At 62.3% G+C, this 15,319-nt stretch carries 16 protein-coding genes; 12 read left to right on the plus strand and 4 right to left on the minus strand.

Features of this window, described 5'->3' with window-relative positions; all coding sequences use genetic code 11:
- Positions 1–2: 2 nt before the first annotated feature.
- The 8 genes from ACZ0AV_RS21905 (at position 3) to sthA (ending at position 7,280) form a co-directional block, all read left to right on the plus strand.
- Positions 3–1,214, plus strand: coding sequence for an NADH:ubiquinone reductase (Na(+)-transporting) subunit B (locus ACZ0AV_RS21905; RefSeq protein WP_499152968.1), 1,212 nt, complete (start codon positions 3–5; stop codon positions 1,212–1,214).
- A complete protein-coding gene (locus ACZ0AV_RS21910; protein WP_499152969.1) occupies positions 1,207–1,995 on the plus strand; it encodes a Na(+)-translocating NADH-quinone reductase subunit C in 789 nt (262 codons plus the stop codon). Before ACZ0AV_RS21905 ends, ACZ0AV_RS21910 begins: the two co-directional genes overlap by 8 nt.
- Position 1,996: 1 nt before the next feature.
- Positions 1,997–2,665: an NADH:ubiquinone reductase (Na(+)-transporting) subunit D gene (locus ACZ0AV_RS21915; protein ID WP_499152970.1), complete on the plus strand. Its 669-nt coding sequence runs from the start codon at positions 1,997–1,999 to the stop codon at positions 2,663–2,665.
- A complete protein-coding gene (gene nqrE, locus ACZ0AV_RS21920; RefSeq protein ID WP_499152971.1) occupies positions 2,665–3,273 on the plus strand; it encodes an NADH:ubiquinone reductase (Na(+)-transporting) subunit E in 609 nt (202 codons plus the stop codon). Before ACZ0AV_RS21915 ends, nqrE begins: the two co-directional genes overlap by 1 nt.
- 15 nt (positions 3,274–3,288) lie before the next feature.
- Positions 3,289–4,512 (plus strand): NADH:ubiquinone reductase (Na(+)-transporting) subunit F, encoded by a 1,224-nt coding sequence (nqrF, locus tag ACZ0AV_RS21925; protein WP_499152972.1) that lies wholly within the window; start codon positions 3,289–3,291, stop codon positions 4,510–4,512.
- Between the two features lie 103 nt (positions 4,513–4,615).
- Entirely contained in the window at positions 4,616–5,539 is a 924-nt protein-coding gene (locus ACZ0AV_RS21930; RefSeq protein ID WP_499153424.1) for an FAD:protein FMN transferase, read from the plus strand.
- Positions 5,536–5,769: a (Na+)-NQR maturation NqrM gene (gene nqrM, locus ACZ0AV_RS21935; protein WP_499152973.1), complete on the plus strand. Its 234-nt coding sequence runs from the start codon at positions 5,536–5,538 to the stop codon at positions 5,767–5,769. The genes ACZ0AV_RS21930 and nqrM overlap by 4 nt, the downstream gene beginning before the upstream one ends.
- 116 nt (positions 5,770–5,885) lie before the next feature.
- Entirely contained in the window at positions 5,886–7,280 is a 1,395-nt protein-coding gene (gene sthA, locus ACZ0AV_RS21940) for a Si-specific NAD(P)(+) transhydrogenase (protein ID WP_499152974.1), read from the plus strand.
- A gap of 167 nt (positions 7,281–7,447) precedes the next feature.
- Here sthA and ACZ0AV_RS21945 read toward each other — a convergent pair whose 3' ends face one another.
- The 4 genes from ACZ0AV_RS21945 to ACZ0AV_RS21960 are packed head-to-tail and all read right to left on the minus strand — an operon-like array spanning position 7,448 to position 9,626.
- Entirely contained in the window at positions 7,448–7,981 is a 534-nt protein-coding gene (locus ACZ0AV_RS21945; RefSeq protein ID WP_499152975.1) for a P-loop nucleotide/nucleoside kinase family protein, read from the minus strand.
- Between the two features lie 50 nt (positions 7,982–8,031).
- Positions 8,032–8,751: a glycerophosphodiester phosphodiesterase gene (locus tag ACZ0AV_RS21950; RefSeq protein WP_499152976.1), complete on the minus strand. Its 720-nt coding sequence runs from the start codon at positions 8,749–8,751 to the stop codon at positions 8,032–8,034.
- Between the two features lie 9 nt (positions 8,752–8,760).
- Entirely contained in the window at positions 8,761–9,057 is a 297-nt protein-coding gene (locus ACZ0AV_RS21955; protein ID WP_499152977.1) for a phosphodiesterase, read from the minus strand.
- Positions 9,054–9,626 carry a PilZ domain-containing protein gene (locus tag ACZ0AV_RS21960; RefSeq protein WP_499152978.1) on the minus strand — a complete coding sequence of 191 codons (573 nt, stop codon included), beginning with the start codon at positions 9,624–9,626 and terminating at the stop codon, positions 9,054–9,056. The genes ACZ0AV_RS21955 and ACZ0AV_RS21960 overlap by 4 nt, the downstream gene beginning before the upstream one ends.
- Positions 9,627–9,721: 95 nt before the next feature.
- On the opposite strand from ACZ0AV_RS21960, the gene ACZ0AV_RS21965 reads away from it, so the two are divergent.
- The 4 genes from ACZ0AV_RS21965 (at position 9,722) to ACZ0AV_RS21980 (ending at position 15,250) form a co-directional block, all read left to right on the plus strand.
- Complete coding sequence (locus ACZ0AV_RS21965) at positions 9,722–10,972, plus strand: lipoprotein-releasing ABC transporter permease subunit (RefSeq protein ID WP_499152979.1); 1,251 nt, start codon at positions 9,722–9,724, stop codon at positions 10,970–10,972.
- Positions 10,965–11,669, plus strand: a complete 705-nt coding sequence (gene lolD, locus ACZ0AV_RS21970; protein WP_499152980.1) for a lipoprotein-releasing ABC transporter ATP-binding protein LolD — start codon at positions 10,965–10,967, stop codon at positions 11,667–11,669. Before ACZ0AV_RS21965 ends, lolD begins: the two co-directional genes overlap by 8 nt.
- Positions 11,669–12,913 (plus strand): lipoprotein-releasing ABC transporter permease subunit, encoded by a 1,245-nt coding sequence (locus ACZ0AV_RS21975; protein ID WP_499152981.1) that lies wholly within the window; start codon positions 11,669–11,671, stop codon positions 12,911–12,913. The genes lolD and ACZ0AV_RS21975 overlap by 1 nt, the downstream gene beginning before the upstream one ends.
- Before the next feature lie 90 nt (positions 12,914–13,003).
- Positions 13,004–15,250 carry a DNA internalization-related competence protein ComEC/Rec2 gene (locus ACZ0AV_RS21980; protein ID WP_499152982.1) on the plus strand — a complete coding sequence of 749 codons (2,247 nt, stop codon included), beginning with the start codon at positions 13,004–13,006 and terminating at the stop codon, positions 15,248–15,250.
- The last annotated feature ends 69 nt before the right edge of the window (positions 15,251–15,319 follow it).

Here is a 15,319-nt window from a genome sequence, read left to right on the forward strand (position 1 = left end):
CCGTGGGCATCCGTGCATTCCTCGACAAGATCGAGCACAACTTCGAAAAGGGCGGCAAGTACGAGAAGTGGTACGCCCTCTACGAAGCTGTCGACACCTTTTTTTATCGTCCGGCCAGCGTAACCAGGACCACCGCTCACGTGCGTGACGGTATCGACCTCAAGCGCATGATGATCACCGTGTGGGCCTGTACCTTTCCTGCCATGTTCTTCGGGATGTGGAACACCGGCTACCAGGCCAACCTGATTTTCGCCCAGAGCCCTGATCTGCTGGCGGCGCAGGACGGCTGGCGCTTTGGTCTTATCGGCGCACTGGCCGGGTTCGATCCGAACAGCCTGTGGGATAACTTCATTCAGGGCGCGGCGTACTTTCTACCCATCTATGCGGTGACCTTCATCGTTGGTGGCTTCTGGGAAGTGTTGTTCGCGTCGATTCGTCGCCATGAGGTCAACGAAGGCTTCTTCGTCACCTCGGTGCTGTTCGCGCTGATCCTGCCGCCCAGCATTCCGCTGTGGCAGGTCGCGCTGGGCATCAGCTTCGGCGTGGTGATCGGCAAGGAAGTCTTCGGGGGGACTGGCAAGAACTTCCTCAACCCGGCACTAACCGGCCGTGCCTTCCTGTTCTTCGCCTACCCGGCGCAGATGTCCGGTGATGCAGTCTGGACCGCCGTCGACGGGTACGCAGGTGCCACGTCTCTGAGCATGGCCGCCACGGGTGGCGTCGAGTACATGATCAACGGCGGTGTGTCCTGGATGGATGCATTCATCGGCACCATCCATGGCTCCATCGGCGAAACCAGCACGCTGGCTATCCTGATCGGTGGCGCCGTTCTGCTGATCACCAAGATCGCATCCTGGCGTATCGTTTCGGGAGTCATGATCGGCATGATCGGGCTGAGCCTGCTGTTCAATACGCTCGGCTCGGACAGCAACCCGATGTTCGCCATGCCCTGGTACTGGCACCTCGTCGTAGGTGGTTTCGCCTTCGGCATGATTTTCATGGCTACCGATCCGGTATCGGCCTCGATGACCAACACCGGCAAGTGGATCTTCGGCATCCTCATCGGCGTGATGGTCGTGCTGATCCGTGTCGTCAACCCGGCGTTCCCCGAGGGCATGATGCTCGCCATTCTGTTCGCCAACCTGTTCGCGCCGCTGATCGACCATTTCGTTGTTCAGGCCAATATCAAGCGGAGGCTGGCACGCAATGTCTAGTCAGAAAGAATCTACCGCCCGTACGCTGCTGGTCGCGTTGCTGGTCTGCCTGGTTTGTTCCGTGTTCGTTGCCGGTGCAGCGGTCGCGCTCAAGCCCACTCAGCTGGAAAACCGCTTGCTGGACAAGCAGCGCAGCATCCTGGCGATTGCCGGGCTGGGCGATCCGAGCATGCCGGGTGCAGCGGTCAGGGCGATGTTCGAGGACACCATCAAGGCGCGCCTGGTGGATCTGGAAACCGGCAAGTTCTCAGACGAGTTCGATCCGGTGACGTTCGAGCCGCTGGCCGCTGCCAAGGATCCCGAACTGTCCAGGCAGCTTTCGTCGAGCGAGGATATCGCCTCCATTCGTCGCCTCGAGCGCTACACCACGGTATACGTGGTGGAAAAGGAGGGGCAGCTTCAGACAGTGATCCTGCCGGTGAGAGGCTATGGCCTGTGGTCGACCCTGCATGGCTTCATTGCCCTTGAAGGGGATCTCAATACCGTGGTCGGCATGGGCTTCTATCAGCACGCTGAAACGCCCGGCCTGGGTGGTGAAGTCGATAACCCGAAGTGGACGGGCCAATGGCCCGGCAAGAAGGTTTTCGATGAGAACGGCGAACTGGCGGTGGAAATCGTCAAGGGCGGCGTGAACCCGCAAAGCCCGGATGCCGAGCACCAGGTCGATGGCCTGGCCGGCGCGACACTGACCGCCAACGGCGTGGATCACCTGATCAAGTTCTGGCTCGGTCAGAACGGTTTCGGCCCGTTTATCGCTAACCTGCGCGCAGGGGAGGCTTGATATGGCACAGCCATCTGTCAAAGACGTATTGCTCAATCCGATTTTCAACAACAACCCGATCGGTCTGCAGATCCTGGGTATCTGTTCCGCGCTGGCGGTGACCTCCAACCTCAAGACCGCCCTGGTGATGTCGATCGCCCTGACGCTGGTGACGGGCTTTTCCAACCTGTTCATCTCGATGATTCGCAGCCAGATTCCGGCGTCCATCCGCATGATCGTGCAAATGGTGATCATCGCATCGCTGGTCATCGTGGTCGATCAGTTGCTCAAGGCATATGCCTTCAGCCTCTCCAAGCAGCTATCGGTGTTCGTCGGCCTGATCATCACCAACTGCATCGTGATGGGGCGCGCCGAGGCGTTCGCCATGCAGAACCCGCCGATGCTGTCGTTCTTCGACGGTATCGGCAACGGTCTGGGTTACAGCGCCATGCTGGTAGCGCTGGGCATCATTCGCGAGCTGTTCGGTGCCGGCAAGCTGATGGGCTACACCATCATTCCGGTGGTCAATGACGGCGGCTGGTATCAGCCCAACGGCATGCTGTTGCTGCCACCTTCGGCGTTCTTCCTGATCGGCCTGTTTATCTGGGGCCTGCGCGCCTGGAAGACCGAGCAGGTGGAAAAGGACAGCTTCAAGATGGCGCCCCAGGTCTCGAACAAGGAGGCTTACTGATGGAGCATTATGTCGGTCTGCTGGCGAAGTCCATCTTCGTCGAGAACATGGCGCTGGCCTTCTTTCTCGGCATGTGTACCTTCATCGCCATTTCCAAGAAAGTCGAAACCGCGATCGGTCTCGGCATTGCGGTGGTCGTGGTGCAGGTCATTACCGTTCCTGCCAACAATCTGATCTACACCTACCTGCTCAAGGACGGTGCGCTCGCCTGGGCGGGCTTGCCGGAGGTCGATCTGAGCTTCCTTGGGCTGCTCAGCTATATCGGCGTCATCGCGGCGATCGTGCAGATCCTGGAAATGCTGCTGGATAAGTACGTGCCCGCCCTTTACAACGCACTGGGCGTGTTCCTCCCGCTGATCACGGTGAACTGCGCCATCATGGGCGGCACCCTGTTCATGGTCGAGCGTGACTACAACCTGGCGGAAAGTACCGTGTACGGCTTTGGTTCCGGCCTTTCCTGGGCGCTGGCGATCGCGGCTCTGGCCGGTATTCGCGAGAAGCTCAAGTACAGTGATGTGCCCGCCGGCCTGCAGGGGCTGGGCATCACCTTCATCACCATCGGTCTGATGTCGCTTGGCTTCATGTCCTTCTCCGGCGTGCAGTTGTAAGGAAAGGATGAACAGATGAATTACGAAATCTTTCTCGCCATCGGCATGTTCACCGGCATCGTTCTGGCGCTGGTGCTGGTCATTCTCGTGGCCCGCGCCAAGCTGGTATCCAGCGGCGATGTGAGCATCGAGATCAACGGCGAAAAAACCATCGTGGTGCCGGCAGGCGGCAAATTGCTGCAGACGCTGGCCTCGAACAATATTTTCCTGTCTTCTGCCTGTGGTGGCGGCGGCACCTGCGCGCAGTGCAAGTGCATCGTCGAGAGTGGCGGCGGAGAGATGCTGTCTACCGAGGAGTCGCACTTCAACAAGCGCGAAGCCCGTGAAGGCTGGCGTCTGTCCTGCCAGACCTCGGTCAAGCAGGACATGAAGATCGAGGTCCCGGAAGAAGTCTTCGGCGTGAAGAAGTGGGAATGTACGGTCGAGTCCAACCCCAACGTCGCCACCTTCATCAAGGAGCTGACGCTCAAGCTTCCGGAAGGCGAGAACGTCGATTTCCGCGCAGGCGGTTACGTGCAGCTGGAATGTCCGCCCCACGAGGTGCACTACAAGGACTTCGACATCCAGGAGGAGTATCGCGGCGACTGGGACAAGTTCAACCAGTGGAAGTACGTCTCCAAGGTCGAAGAAACCGTCATTCGCGCCTACTCGATGGCCAACTACCCCGAAGAAGTCGGCCTGGTGAAGTTCAATATCCGTATCGCATCGCCGCCGCCGGGCAAGGACCATCTGCCGCCAGGCCAAATGTCGTCCTGGGTGTTCAGTCTCAAGCCGGGTGACAAGGTCACCGTGTACGGGCCGTTTGGTGAGTTCTTCGCCAAGGATACCGACGCCGAGATGGTCTTCATCGGCGGTGGTGCCGGTATGGCGCCCATGCGCTCGCATATCTTCGATCAGCTCAAGCGCCTGAAATCCACGCGCAAGATCAGCTTCTGGTACGGCGCGCGTTCGATGCGTGAAGCCTTCTACAATGAAGAGTACGACCAGTTGCAGGCGGAGAATCCGAACTTCGAGTGGCACCTGGCTTTATCCGATCCTCAACCAGAAGACAACTGGACCGGGCTCAAGGGCTTCATTCACAACGTGCTGTATGAAAATTATCTGAAGGACCATCCGGCACCGGAAGACTGCGAGTACTACATGTGCGGTCCGCCCATGATGAACGCTGCAGTCATCAAGATGCTGACCGACCTTGGCGTGGAGCAGGAAAACATTCTTCTCGACGACTTTGGCGGTTGATGTGGCACTAGCGGTATGTCGGCCCGTTATCGCTGTCGCCCTGGCGGCAGCCTTAACGGGCTGTCTTGCTTCTGATCGGATCGAAGAGTTTGGCGGTCCGACCATGGGCAGCACTTATTCGGTCAAATACGTGCGCAGCGAAGGAGTTGCCCCGCACAGCGAGATCAAGGCGGCCACCGAGCAGATTCTGGCCGAGATCGATCAGCAGATGTCCACTTACCGCTCCGATTCACTGATCGAACAGTTCAACCGCGCCGCGCCGGGTACCTGCCAGGAGATGCCCGAGGGCGTACTGACGTTGATTGCGGCGGGCAACCGCCTGCATGACCAAAGTGGCGGTGCGTTCGATCTCACCCTGGAGCCTTTGCTCGACCTCTGGGGGTTCGGGCCCAAAGGGCAGGGTGAAGCGGTTCCGAGCCAACAGAAGCTGAGCGAGGTACGCCAGCGCGTAGGCCAGCGGCACCTGCGCATCGAGGGCAACCTGCTCTGCAAGGATGTCGATGTCGAAGTCGATTTCAACAGTATCGCTGCCGGGTACGCGGTGGATCGGATCATTGCCAGGCTTGCCGACCTGGGGGTGAGCAGTTACCTGGTCGAGGCCACCGGCGAGCTCAAGGCGGCAGGCCGCAAACCCGATGGTGCACACTGGCGCATCGGGCTCGAGGCACCGCGGGACGATCAACGGGTTGCCCAACGGATCCTCTCGCTCGACGGTTACGGTATTTCGACTTCAGGCGACTACCGCAACTATTTCGAGGAGAATGGCCAGCGCTACTCGCACACGCTCGATCCGCTGACCGGCAAGCCGGTGAGCCACAAGCTGGCAGCGGTAACCGTGGCAGATCCATCGACCTTACGTGCCGATGGCTTGTCTACCCTACTCATGGTGCTTGGGCCGGAAGCCGGCAAGGCGTTTGCCGAGCGCAACGCCATCGCTGCATTTTTTGTCGTTCGTGAGGGTGATGGTTTCGCCTCTCATGGCACCGCCGCATTCGAGCAGCTATTCGCTGCAGGAGAAGAGCAATGACCTTTGTGGTTGTATTTCTAGTCATGGTCCTGGTCGTCGGCATGATGGCGGTAGGCGTGATAATGGGGCGCAAGCCCATCGCCGGTTCCTGCGGCGGCATCGCCAACCTGGGCATTGAAAAGGAGTGCTCGATCTGCGGTGGTGACCGCCAGAAGTGCGACGAGGTCACCCGCGATGTCGACGAAGGCGGCAGCGCTGCCGTGCAGACCTACGATGCCGGCAAGCGCTGATCGCCAATCATCGCGTTGGGCGTTAGGCTAGGTGCATGATGTTACGTGCCAGGCCGTCAGGCCTGGTTCTACCGAGAGCGTCCGATAAGCGTTCCGGTGTGATCTGAGGAGAGAACATGGCGGTCTACAACTACGATGTGGTGGTATTGGGTTCCGGCCCGGCGGGCGAAGGGGCAGCGATGAACGCGGCCAAGGCCGGCCGCAAGGTGGCGGTGGTCGATGACCGCCGTGAAGTCGGCGGCAACTGCACCCACCTGGGGACCATCCCGTCGAAAGCGCTGCGCCACTCGGTGCGGCAGATCATGCAGTTCAACACCAACCCCATGTTTCGCCAGATTGGCGAGCCGCGTTGGTTCTCCTTTCCCGATGTGCTGAAGAGCGCCGAGCGAGTGATCGCCAAGCAGGTTACCTCGCGCACCGGCTATTACGCCCGCAACCGCATCGACGTGTTCTTCGGTACCGGCAGCTTCGCCGACGAGCAGACCATCGAAGTGGTGTGCCCCAACGGCGTATTGGAAACCCTGTCGGCCAAGCAGGTGATCATCGCCACCGGATCGCGCCCGTATCGCCCGGCGGACATAGACTTCAATCACCCGCGGGTCTACGACAGCGACACCATCCTCACCCTCAGCCACACGCCGCGCCGTCTGATCATCTATGGCGCCGGGGTGATCGGCAGCGAGTATGCGTCGATCTTCAGCGGTCTGGGTGTGCTGGTCGACCTGATCGACAACCGCGACCAGTTGCTCAGCTTCCTCGATTCGGAAATCTCCGATGCCTTGAGCTACCACTTGCGCACCAACAATGTGCTGATTCGTCATAACGAAGAGTACGAGCGCATCGAGGGGCTGGATAACGGTGTGATCCTGCACCTCAAGTCCGGCAAAAAGATCAAGGCCGATGCGCTGCTGTGGTGTAACGGGCGTACCGGCAACACCGACAAGCTGGGCCTGGAAAACATCGGCATCAACGTCAACAGTCGCGGTCAGGTGCATGTTGACGAGCATTACCGGACCGAAGTCGACAACATCTACGCTGCCGGTGACGTCATCGGCTGGCCAAGCCTGGCCAGTGCCGCGGCTGACCAGGGCCGTTCCGCAGCTGGCAGCATCGTCGACAACGGTAGCTGGCGGATCGTCGATGACATTCCAACCGGCATTTACACCATTCCCGAAATCAGCTCGATCGGCAAGAACGAGCACGAGCTGACCAAGGCGCAAGTTCCGTACGAAGTTGGCAAGGCGTTCTTCAAGAGCATGGCCCGTGCGCAGATTTCCCACGAGCCGGTGGGCATGCTGAAGATCCTCTTCCACCGCGAAACCCTGGAAGTGCTCGGCGTGCACTGCTTCGGCTACCAGGCCTCGGAGATCGTGCACATCGGCCAGGCGATCATGAACCAGAAGGGTGAGGCGAATACCCTGAAGTATTTCGTCAACACCACCTTCAACTATCCGACGATGGCCGAAGCCTACCGGGTGGCAGCGTTCGACGGGCTCAACCGGCTTTTTTGAGCGGCTCCGGCCGGCGGCCTGAGCCGGTCGGGGATCCGTTTGCCGACTCTCGCGACTGGTGCTGGCCAAACCGGGAGAGCGTCTGAACAGGCCTGAAAACCGATCCCTTGTGGATCGGTTTTTTTATGGGCGCGAGCCCTGGTCGCTTCGTCCCTGCGAAGGTTTCTCTAACTGTAGGCATGTTCCCGGAGCGCCGCTGCATGAGCCGAAACGTGCTTGAGTAGCAACCTCTGCGCGGCGTCCGGCGATGTTAAGGCTGTATCGATTGTAAAAGGCGGCTCGCCCCAGGCTTCGTACTCATGGGCCAGTACCGACCGCCAGCTGGGTGCAGCGAGTCCTGGCACATCGATGACTCTCGACTCCACTCGCTGTTGGTGTTGGCGTTTGTCAGAGCAGCGGACCTCGATGTTGAGCAGCGGGCATCCGCAATGTCGGGCGGTATCAGCCCACGCCTCGCGGCTTTCGCGTACCGGGTTCACGCAGTCCGCTACCACCGTGCGCGCTGCCCTGAGGTTATCCAGGGCAATGGCGTTGGCCACGACATACCCGCTGCTCCCCACATCGCCATGCAGGGCTGCGCTGTTGCGCAGCGCCTGCTCGATGCTGTCTATGCGCAGGTAGACGGCGTCGAGGGCGCCTGCCAATGCCTTTGCCAGGGTGGTCTTCCCGGTGCCCGGCAGGCCGCTGAAGACGATGAGCATGAAGCGGTACTTGTCGGTTCGAAGATGGCTGCATGCAGCCGCCTTGCTGTCTAGCCGCGCAATGTACTGATGGCGATACTCGGGAAGTCGGTGATGATGCTGTCCACCCCAAAGTCGGCGAGGCGGCGCATCAGCGCGGGTTCGTTTACGGTCCATACCGACACGTGCAAACCGGCCTTCTGTGCCTTGAGCAGGCGCTCCGGCGTACACAGCGTCCAGTTCAGGGCCAGCAGATCGCAGCCATAGTTGTGGGCGACCTTGAGCGGATCCAGCCAGGCGTATTCGGCGACCAGTCCCCGGGCCAGGTGCGGGGTCAGGCGCTGGGCGGCGCCCAGCACTTCGCGGGAGCTGGAGGTGATGGTGATCTTGTCGTCCAGGCCAAAACGCCGGCTGAGCAGCGCGATGGCTTCCACGGTGCGTGCAGCGCGGACCTTGGAAGCGCTCTTGACCTCCAGTTGCCAGTGCTCGAAATCGCACTGTTCGAACAGCTCGCTCAGCCGCGGAATGGGGCAGGGGTGACGCCAGCCCGGGCCGCCGCGGCGAGCGTCGTAGTGCACCAGGTCGGCGGCGTCGTGCTCGACCACCTTGCCACGCTGGCCGGTGGTGCGTTTGAGGGTCGGGTCGTGGATGACCATCAGCTCGCCGTCGCGTGACAGGTGCAGGTCCAGCTCACAGCGACGTACGCCATGCTCCAGGCAATGCTGAAAGCTGGTCAGGGTATTTTCCGGGGCTTCGCCCTTGGCGCCGCGATGGCCGTAGATCAGGGTCACGGTTGCTCCTTACTCGGTGCGTGTCGCGCGTGGTTGCTGATGACGCACGCTGTTGATCACATGGTCGTATTCGAAATAGACGCTGAACTCGCGGAAATCCCAGCGGGTGATCGGCGGTTTGCCAATCGGCGCATGCTCTTCGTCGGCGAGGCCGAAGCGTTCCAGTACCGAGCGCTTGGACTGGCCGAGCTGCGGCAGGTCGGTCAGGTCGGCGCCTTGCTGGCCGATCGGGATCGTCAGGGTGTCTGCCTGGGCTGCCGATGGCAACAGCAAGGTCAAGGCCAGTAACAATGAAGGAGATTTCATGCGGAGTTCTCGCGAGCCTGGCGGCGCTCCTGCGCCTGGCGTTGCAGGATATGCCGCGCGAGCAACTGGCGCTGTGCGTCAGTCATCGCTTCGAATTCGGCACCGATCTCGAATTGCTCCGCGTGTTCGTTGCAATACATCACCCTGGCGCGTAGCAGCAGGCCCAGCGCCTGTGGCATCAGCACCATCTTCAGGGCCAGGTGGCTGTCGACCGCCAACGGCTGGTCGTCGAGGAAGCTGATGCCACCTTCGGAGAGCGTCACACGCTTCGGCGGGCCGATGTCGCGCAGCAGGCTCTGCGCCATGGCCTGGCCGAGCAGGTCGATGCGCTTGTTGACCACCTTCAGGTAGCTCGCCAGGGTACGGTCGCGCTCGCTGATGTTGCGCAGCAGGTGTTGTGACTCGAAATCCATCAGGTGCAGTTCGCTGAGCATGTTGAACAGCGGCGAGGCGTCGTGAAGCTCATCGCTGGCCAGGGCCTCGGCACCAGCCAGGGGGGTGAAATCCAGTGCGATCGTGTCCTCGATACGGTAGTATTCGCGGCGATCATTTTCGTCTTGAGTCGACATGGCGAACCCATGGCAGCGGTGGTGGTCAGAGTGTAAGGCCGCTCGCCAGGCCCCGCCACAAGGACGTTTCTCTTTCCCTCGAACAAGCGCCCCACATGTTCAGACCCCTGTCCGTTTTTCTTGGTACGCGCTACACGCGGGCCAAGCGTCGCAACCACTTCGTTTCGTTCATTTCCCTGACTTCGATGATCGGGCTGGCACTCGGCGTGCTGGTGATGATCCTGGTGCTGTCGGTGATGAACGGCTTCGACCATGAGATGCGCACCCGCGTGCTCGGCATGGTGCCCCATGCGACGGTCGAGAGCTCCACGCCGATCAGCGACTGGCGACGCCTTGGCGACCGCGCCATGCAGAATCCGCAGGTGCTTGCCGTGGCACCATTCAGCCAGATGCAGGGGCTGCTGACCAACGACGGCAAGGTACAGAAGGTACTGATCAACGCCGTCGACCCGGTCGAAGAGCCGAAGGTATCGATCATCGGCGACTTCTTCCGCGAGGGCCGGCTGGAGGATCTGCAGCCGGGCACCTTTGGCATCGTCATTGGCGACAAGGCCGCCGAGAAACTCGGTGTCGGCATGGGCGACAAGGTGACCTTCGTGGCGCCGGAAGTCACCGTCACCCCCGGCGGCATGTTTCCACGGCTCAAGCGTTTCACCGTGGTTGGCATCTTTCATGTTGGTGCCGGTGAGATCGACGGTTTCATGGCCATGACCCATATCCAGGATCTGGCCCGCCTGCAACGCCGTCAGCCTGATCAGGTGCAGGGCATCCGCCTCAAGTTCGCCGACCTGTTCCAGGCGCCGCGCACGGCCTGGCAACTGGCGCAGAGCTTTGGCGAGCAGGACTACCTGGCGCGTGACTGGACCCGCACCCATGGCAACCTCTATCAGGCCATCCGCATGGAAAAGGCCATGATCGGTCTGCTGCTGCTGCTGATCGTCGCCGTGGCGGCCTTCAATATCATCTCCACGCTGGTCATGGTGGTTACCGACAAGAAGGGCGATATCGCCATCCTGCGCACCTTGGGCGCCACACCCATGCAAATCATGGCCACCTTCATGGTGCAGGGCACGGTGATCGGTGTGATCGGTACCCTGATCGGCGCAGTGCTGGGCATTCTTGCCGCGCTCAATATCAGTTCGATCATCGCTGGCGTCGAGCGGCTGCTCGGCTTCAAGTTTCTCAACGCCGATGTGTACTTCATCGACTACCTGCCGTCGCAGCTGATGCTCGCCGACGTGCTGCAGGTGTGCGGTGCGGCACTGGTCCTGAGTTTCCTCGCTACTCTTTATCCGGCCTGGCGCGCGGCGCGCACCCAGCCCGCGGAGGCATTACGTTATGAGTGATCCGGTCGTGCAGGCGCAGGCGAGCGCCGTGCTCAGCTGCCGCAACCTGAGCAAGCGCTACGAAGAAGGCCCGCAGTCAGTGGTGGTGCTCGATGACCTGCAGCTGGAACTTCATCCGGGCGAGCGCATAGCCATTGTCGGCAGCTCCGGTTCCGGCAAAAGTACCCTCCTGAACATGCTCGGCGGCCTGGATACGCCAAGCAGTGGTAGCGTCTGGCTGGCCGGTGAGGAACTGTCGGCGCTCAACGAGAAGCAGCGCGGTCTGCTGCGTAATCGCGCACTGGGTTTCGTTTACCAGTTCCATCACCTGCTGGCCGAGTTCACCGCTCTGGAGAACGTGTGCATGCCGCTGTTGATCGGCAAGGCACCGATCAGTGAGGCGCGTCAGCGCGCTACCGAGCTGCTCGAGCGCGTCGGCCTGGGCCATCGCCTGAGCCATAAGCCCGCCGAGCTATCCGGAGGCGAGCGCCAGCGTGTGGCGATTGCCCGCGCCCTGGTCAACCGGCCAGGCCTGGTGCTGCTCGACGAACCGACCGGTAACCTCGACAACCACACCGCGCAAGGTATCCAGGACCTGATGCGTGAACTTAGCACGCAGTCGCAGACCGCTTTTCTGGTGGTGACCCATGACCTGCAACTGGCGCGGCAAATGGACCGGGTGCTGAGCCTGGAAGACGGCAAGCTGGTGAACGCCTGATGTTTCGCCCGCTGAGTGTCTTCATCGGCCTGCGTTACACCCGTGCCAAGCGCCGCAATCACTTCATCTCGTTCATTTCCCTGACCTCGATGATCGGCCTGTCCCTCGGCGTGCTGGCGATGATCGTGGTGCTGTCGGTGATGAATGGCTTCCACCGCGAGATGAGCTCGCGGATCCTTGGCATGGTGCCCCACGCGACCATCGCTGGTGCCCCGGCCCTGGCCGACTGGCAAGCGCCCGCCAAGGTCGCCCTGGAGAATCGCCAGGTAGAGGCGGCCGTGCCGTTCGCGGAACTGGAGGGCATGCTGTCCTACCGCGGCGTCATGCAGCCGATCCAGCTGCACGGCATCGACCCTGCGCTCGAGCCGAAGGTCTCGATCATCGGCGAGCACATGGTGCAGGGCCGCCTGAGCGACCTGCGCGAAGGTGAATACGGCGTCATCATCGGTGAGATCACCGCGCGGCGCTTCCAGCTGCAGGTCGGCGACCGCCTTGCGCTCATCGTTCCGGAGATCAGTTCGGTGCCCGGCGGCATCACGCCGCGCATGCAGCGCCTCAACGTGGTCGGGGTGTTCAAGGTGGGCGCCGACCTGGACAGTTCGCTGGCGCTGATCAACGTCGCCGATGCGGCGCAGATCCAGCGCCTGGAGCCGGGTTCGGTGCAGAGCATCCGTCTCAAGCTCAAGGACCTCTACCAGTCGCCGCAGGTTGCCGGCGCGATTGCCGCGCAGTTGGGCGAGGGCTACCACGCCAGTGACTGGACGCAGACGCAGGGCAGTCTGTTCAGCGCCATGAAGATGGAAAAGACCATGATTGGTCTGTTGCTGTTGCTGATCGTCGCCGTGGCGGCTTTCAATATTATCGCCACCCTGATCATGGTGGTCGCCGACAAGGGCGCTGACATCGCCATTCTGCGCACCCTGGGCGCCACGCCCGGGCAGATCATGGGCATCTTCATGGTGCAGGGCACGGTGATCGGGGTGATCGGCACGCTGATCGGCGGCGTGCTCGGCGTACTCGCGGCGCTCAACGTCAGCGAGCTGGTGGGCTGGTTGGAGAGGGTCACGGGGCAGCATGTGTTCAGCTCCGATGTGTACTTCATCAGCACCCTGCCGTCGGAGCTGCAGGCGGGCGACGTCGTGCTGATCTGCAGCGCGGCACTGACCCTTAGCTTCCTCGCCACGCTGTATCCGTCCTGGCGTGCGTCGCGTACGCAGCCGGCCGAGGCATTGCGTTACGAGTGAGGTGGCTGCCACCTTGTCGTCCACCTGTTAGGCTCGAAAGGCCGCTATGAAAATAGCGGCCTTTTCGTTTGTGAATCGATAGGGCAGCCCATGGACGGGATTCGGGCAGGCAACCTGCGCAACGCATTACTGGGTCTAACGGCGGGCTTGCTGCTACTGCGCCTGGTGCCCCAGTTGCCGCCCGCCTGGGCATTGGTGACGCTGGGTGTCGCCGGGCTGGCACTGGTACCGTTTCGCAGCTATCCCGTAGGGCTGTTGCTGCTGGGCTTCGGCTGGGCCTGCCTGTCTGCCCAGTGGGCGCTGGATGATCGCCTCGATCCTGCTCTGGATGGTCGCACGCTGTGGCTCGAAGGCCAGGTGGTCGGCCTGCCGGACAGCCGCGAAGGGGTCGTGCGCTTTCATCTTGCCGGGGCGCAGTCGCGCCGCGCCACCCTGCCGCAGTTGCTGCGTTTGTCCTGGTATGACGGGCCGCGGTTGCGCGCGGGCGAGACCTGGCGCCTGGCGGTCAATCTCAAACGCCCTCACGGCCTGGTCAATCCGCAGTCTTTCGATTACGAGGCGTGGTTACTGGCGCAGCGTATCGGCGGCGTGGGCACCATCAAGTCGGGCCAACTGATGAGCGAGGCGGGTGGCAATGCAGCCTGGCGGGACCGCCTGCGTCAGAAGCTGCTCGCCGAGGATTCCCACGGGCGGGCAGGCGGCTTGGCGGCGCTGGTGCTTGGCGACAGTTCCGGGCTTTCCGTGGCGGACTGGCGTGTGTTGCAGGCCACCGGTACGGTGCATCTGCTGGTGATCTCCGGCCAGCACGTGACGCTGGTGGCCGGCATGTTCTATGGCCTGGTGTTCTGGCTGGCGCGCCTCGGGTGGTGGCCGCGGCAACTGCCCTGGTTGCCAGTGGCCTGCCTGCTGGCCTTCGCGTCGGCGCTGGGCTACAGCCTGCTGGCCGGCTTCGAGGTGCCGGTGCAGCGCGCCTGCGCGATGATCGGCCTGGTGCTGCTGTGGCGTTGGCGCTTTCGCCACCTGGGTATTGCCTTGCCGCTGCTGGCTGCCTTGGTTGCAGTGCTGCTGTTTGAACCGCTGGCGGTGTTGCAACCAGGCTTCTGGCTGTCGTTCGGGGCCGTTGGGCTGCTGGTGTTGATCTTTGCCGCACGTCTTGGCCACTGGAGCTGGTGGCGCACATTGTTGCGCGCGCAGTGGGCGATGGCCGTCGGTTTGTTGCCGATGCTGCTGGCGCTAGGCCTGCCGATCAGCGCCAGCAGCCCGCTGGCCAACCTGGTCGCTGTGCCCTGGGTCGGCTTTGCGGTGGTACCGCCGGCGCTGCTAGGCACACTGCTGTTGCCGGTGCCGTGGCTGGGGGAGGGGCTGCTCTGGTGGGCCGGTTTCGCCCTGGAATGGCTGTTCCGGCTGCTGGCGCTGATGGCCGCCTGGCTACCGGCCTGGCTACCCAGTTTCTTGCCGCTGTGGAGCTGGTTGCTGGTCGCTATCGGCGCGTTGCTGATGCTCTTGCCAAGCGGTGTGCCGTTGCGCGGCCTCGGGCCGCTTCTGCTGCTACCGCTGCTGTTCACGCCGATGCAACGGCCGGTGGAGCGGCAGGCCGAGGTGTGGATGCTGGATGTCGGCCAGGGCCTGTCGATGCTGGTCCTGACCCGCCAGCATGCCCTGCTCTATGACGCGGGGGCGAGGTTTGGCGATTTCGACATCGGCGAGCGGGTGGTCTTGCCATCGCTGCGCGCGCTGGATGTGCGCAGGCTCGACATGCTGCTGCTCAGCCATGCCGACAATGATCACTCCGGCGGCGCCGAAGCCATCGCCCGCGGCCTGCCCGTCGCGCGGGTGGTCAGCGGCGAGGCGCCGGCATTGCCCGGGGTGCTGCAGGCGCAGCCCTGCAGCGAAGAGCGCTGGACCTGGGATGGCGTGCACTTCAGCACCTGGCGCTGGGCGCACGCGACGAATAGCAACCAGTCATCCTGCGTGTTGATGATCGAGGCGGCGGGCGAGCGCATGCTGCTGACGGGCGATATCGATCATCGTGCCGAGCGCGCGCTCATCGACAGCGGCCGCGCGCTGCAGGCCGATTGGCTGCTGGCCCCGCACCACGGCAGCCGCAGCTCTTCGTCATGGGCCTTGCTAAAGGCGGTCGAGGCCCGCGCGGTGCTGTATTCGCGCGGCAAGCACAACGCCTACGGGCATCCGCACCCCGCGATCATCTCGCGTTACCAGGCCTTTGCTACCCGCGCCTACGACACTGTGGAGACCGGCGCCCTGCGTATCGACCTGGGCACGTTTGGCCAGCCCCGCGCGTTGCGTGAAATACCGCGTTTCTGGCGGGAAAAATGAGAACCGCAGCCGTCGGCGACATGCCGACCCTATGCTAGAGTGGCGCCACTTTTGCGAAGGGGATCTGCC

This window comes from Pseudomonas sp. AC532, from assembly GCF_979258965.1.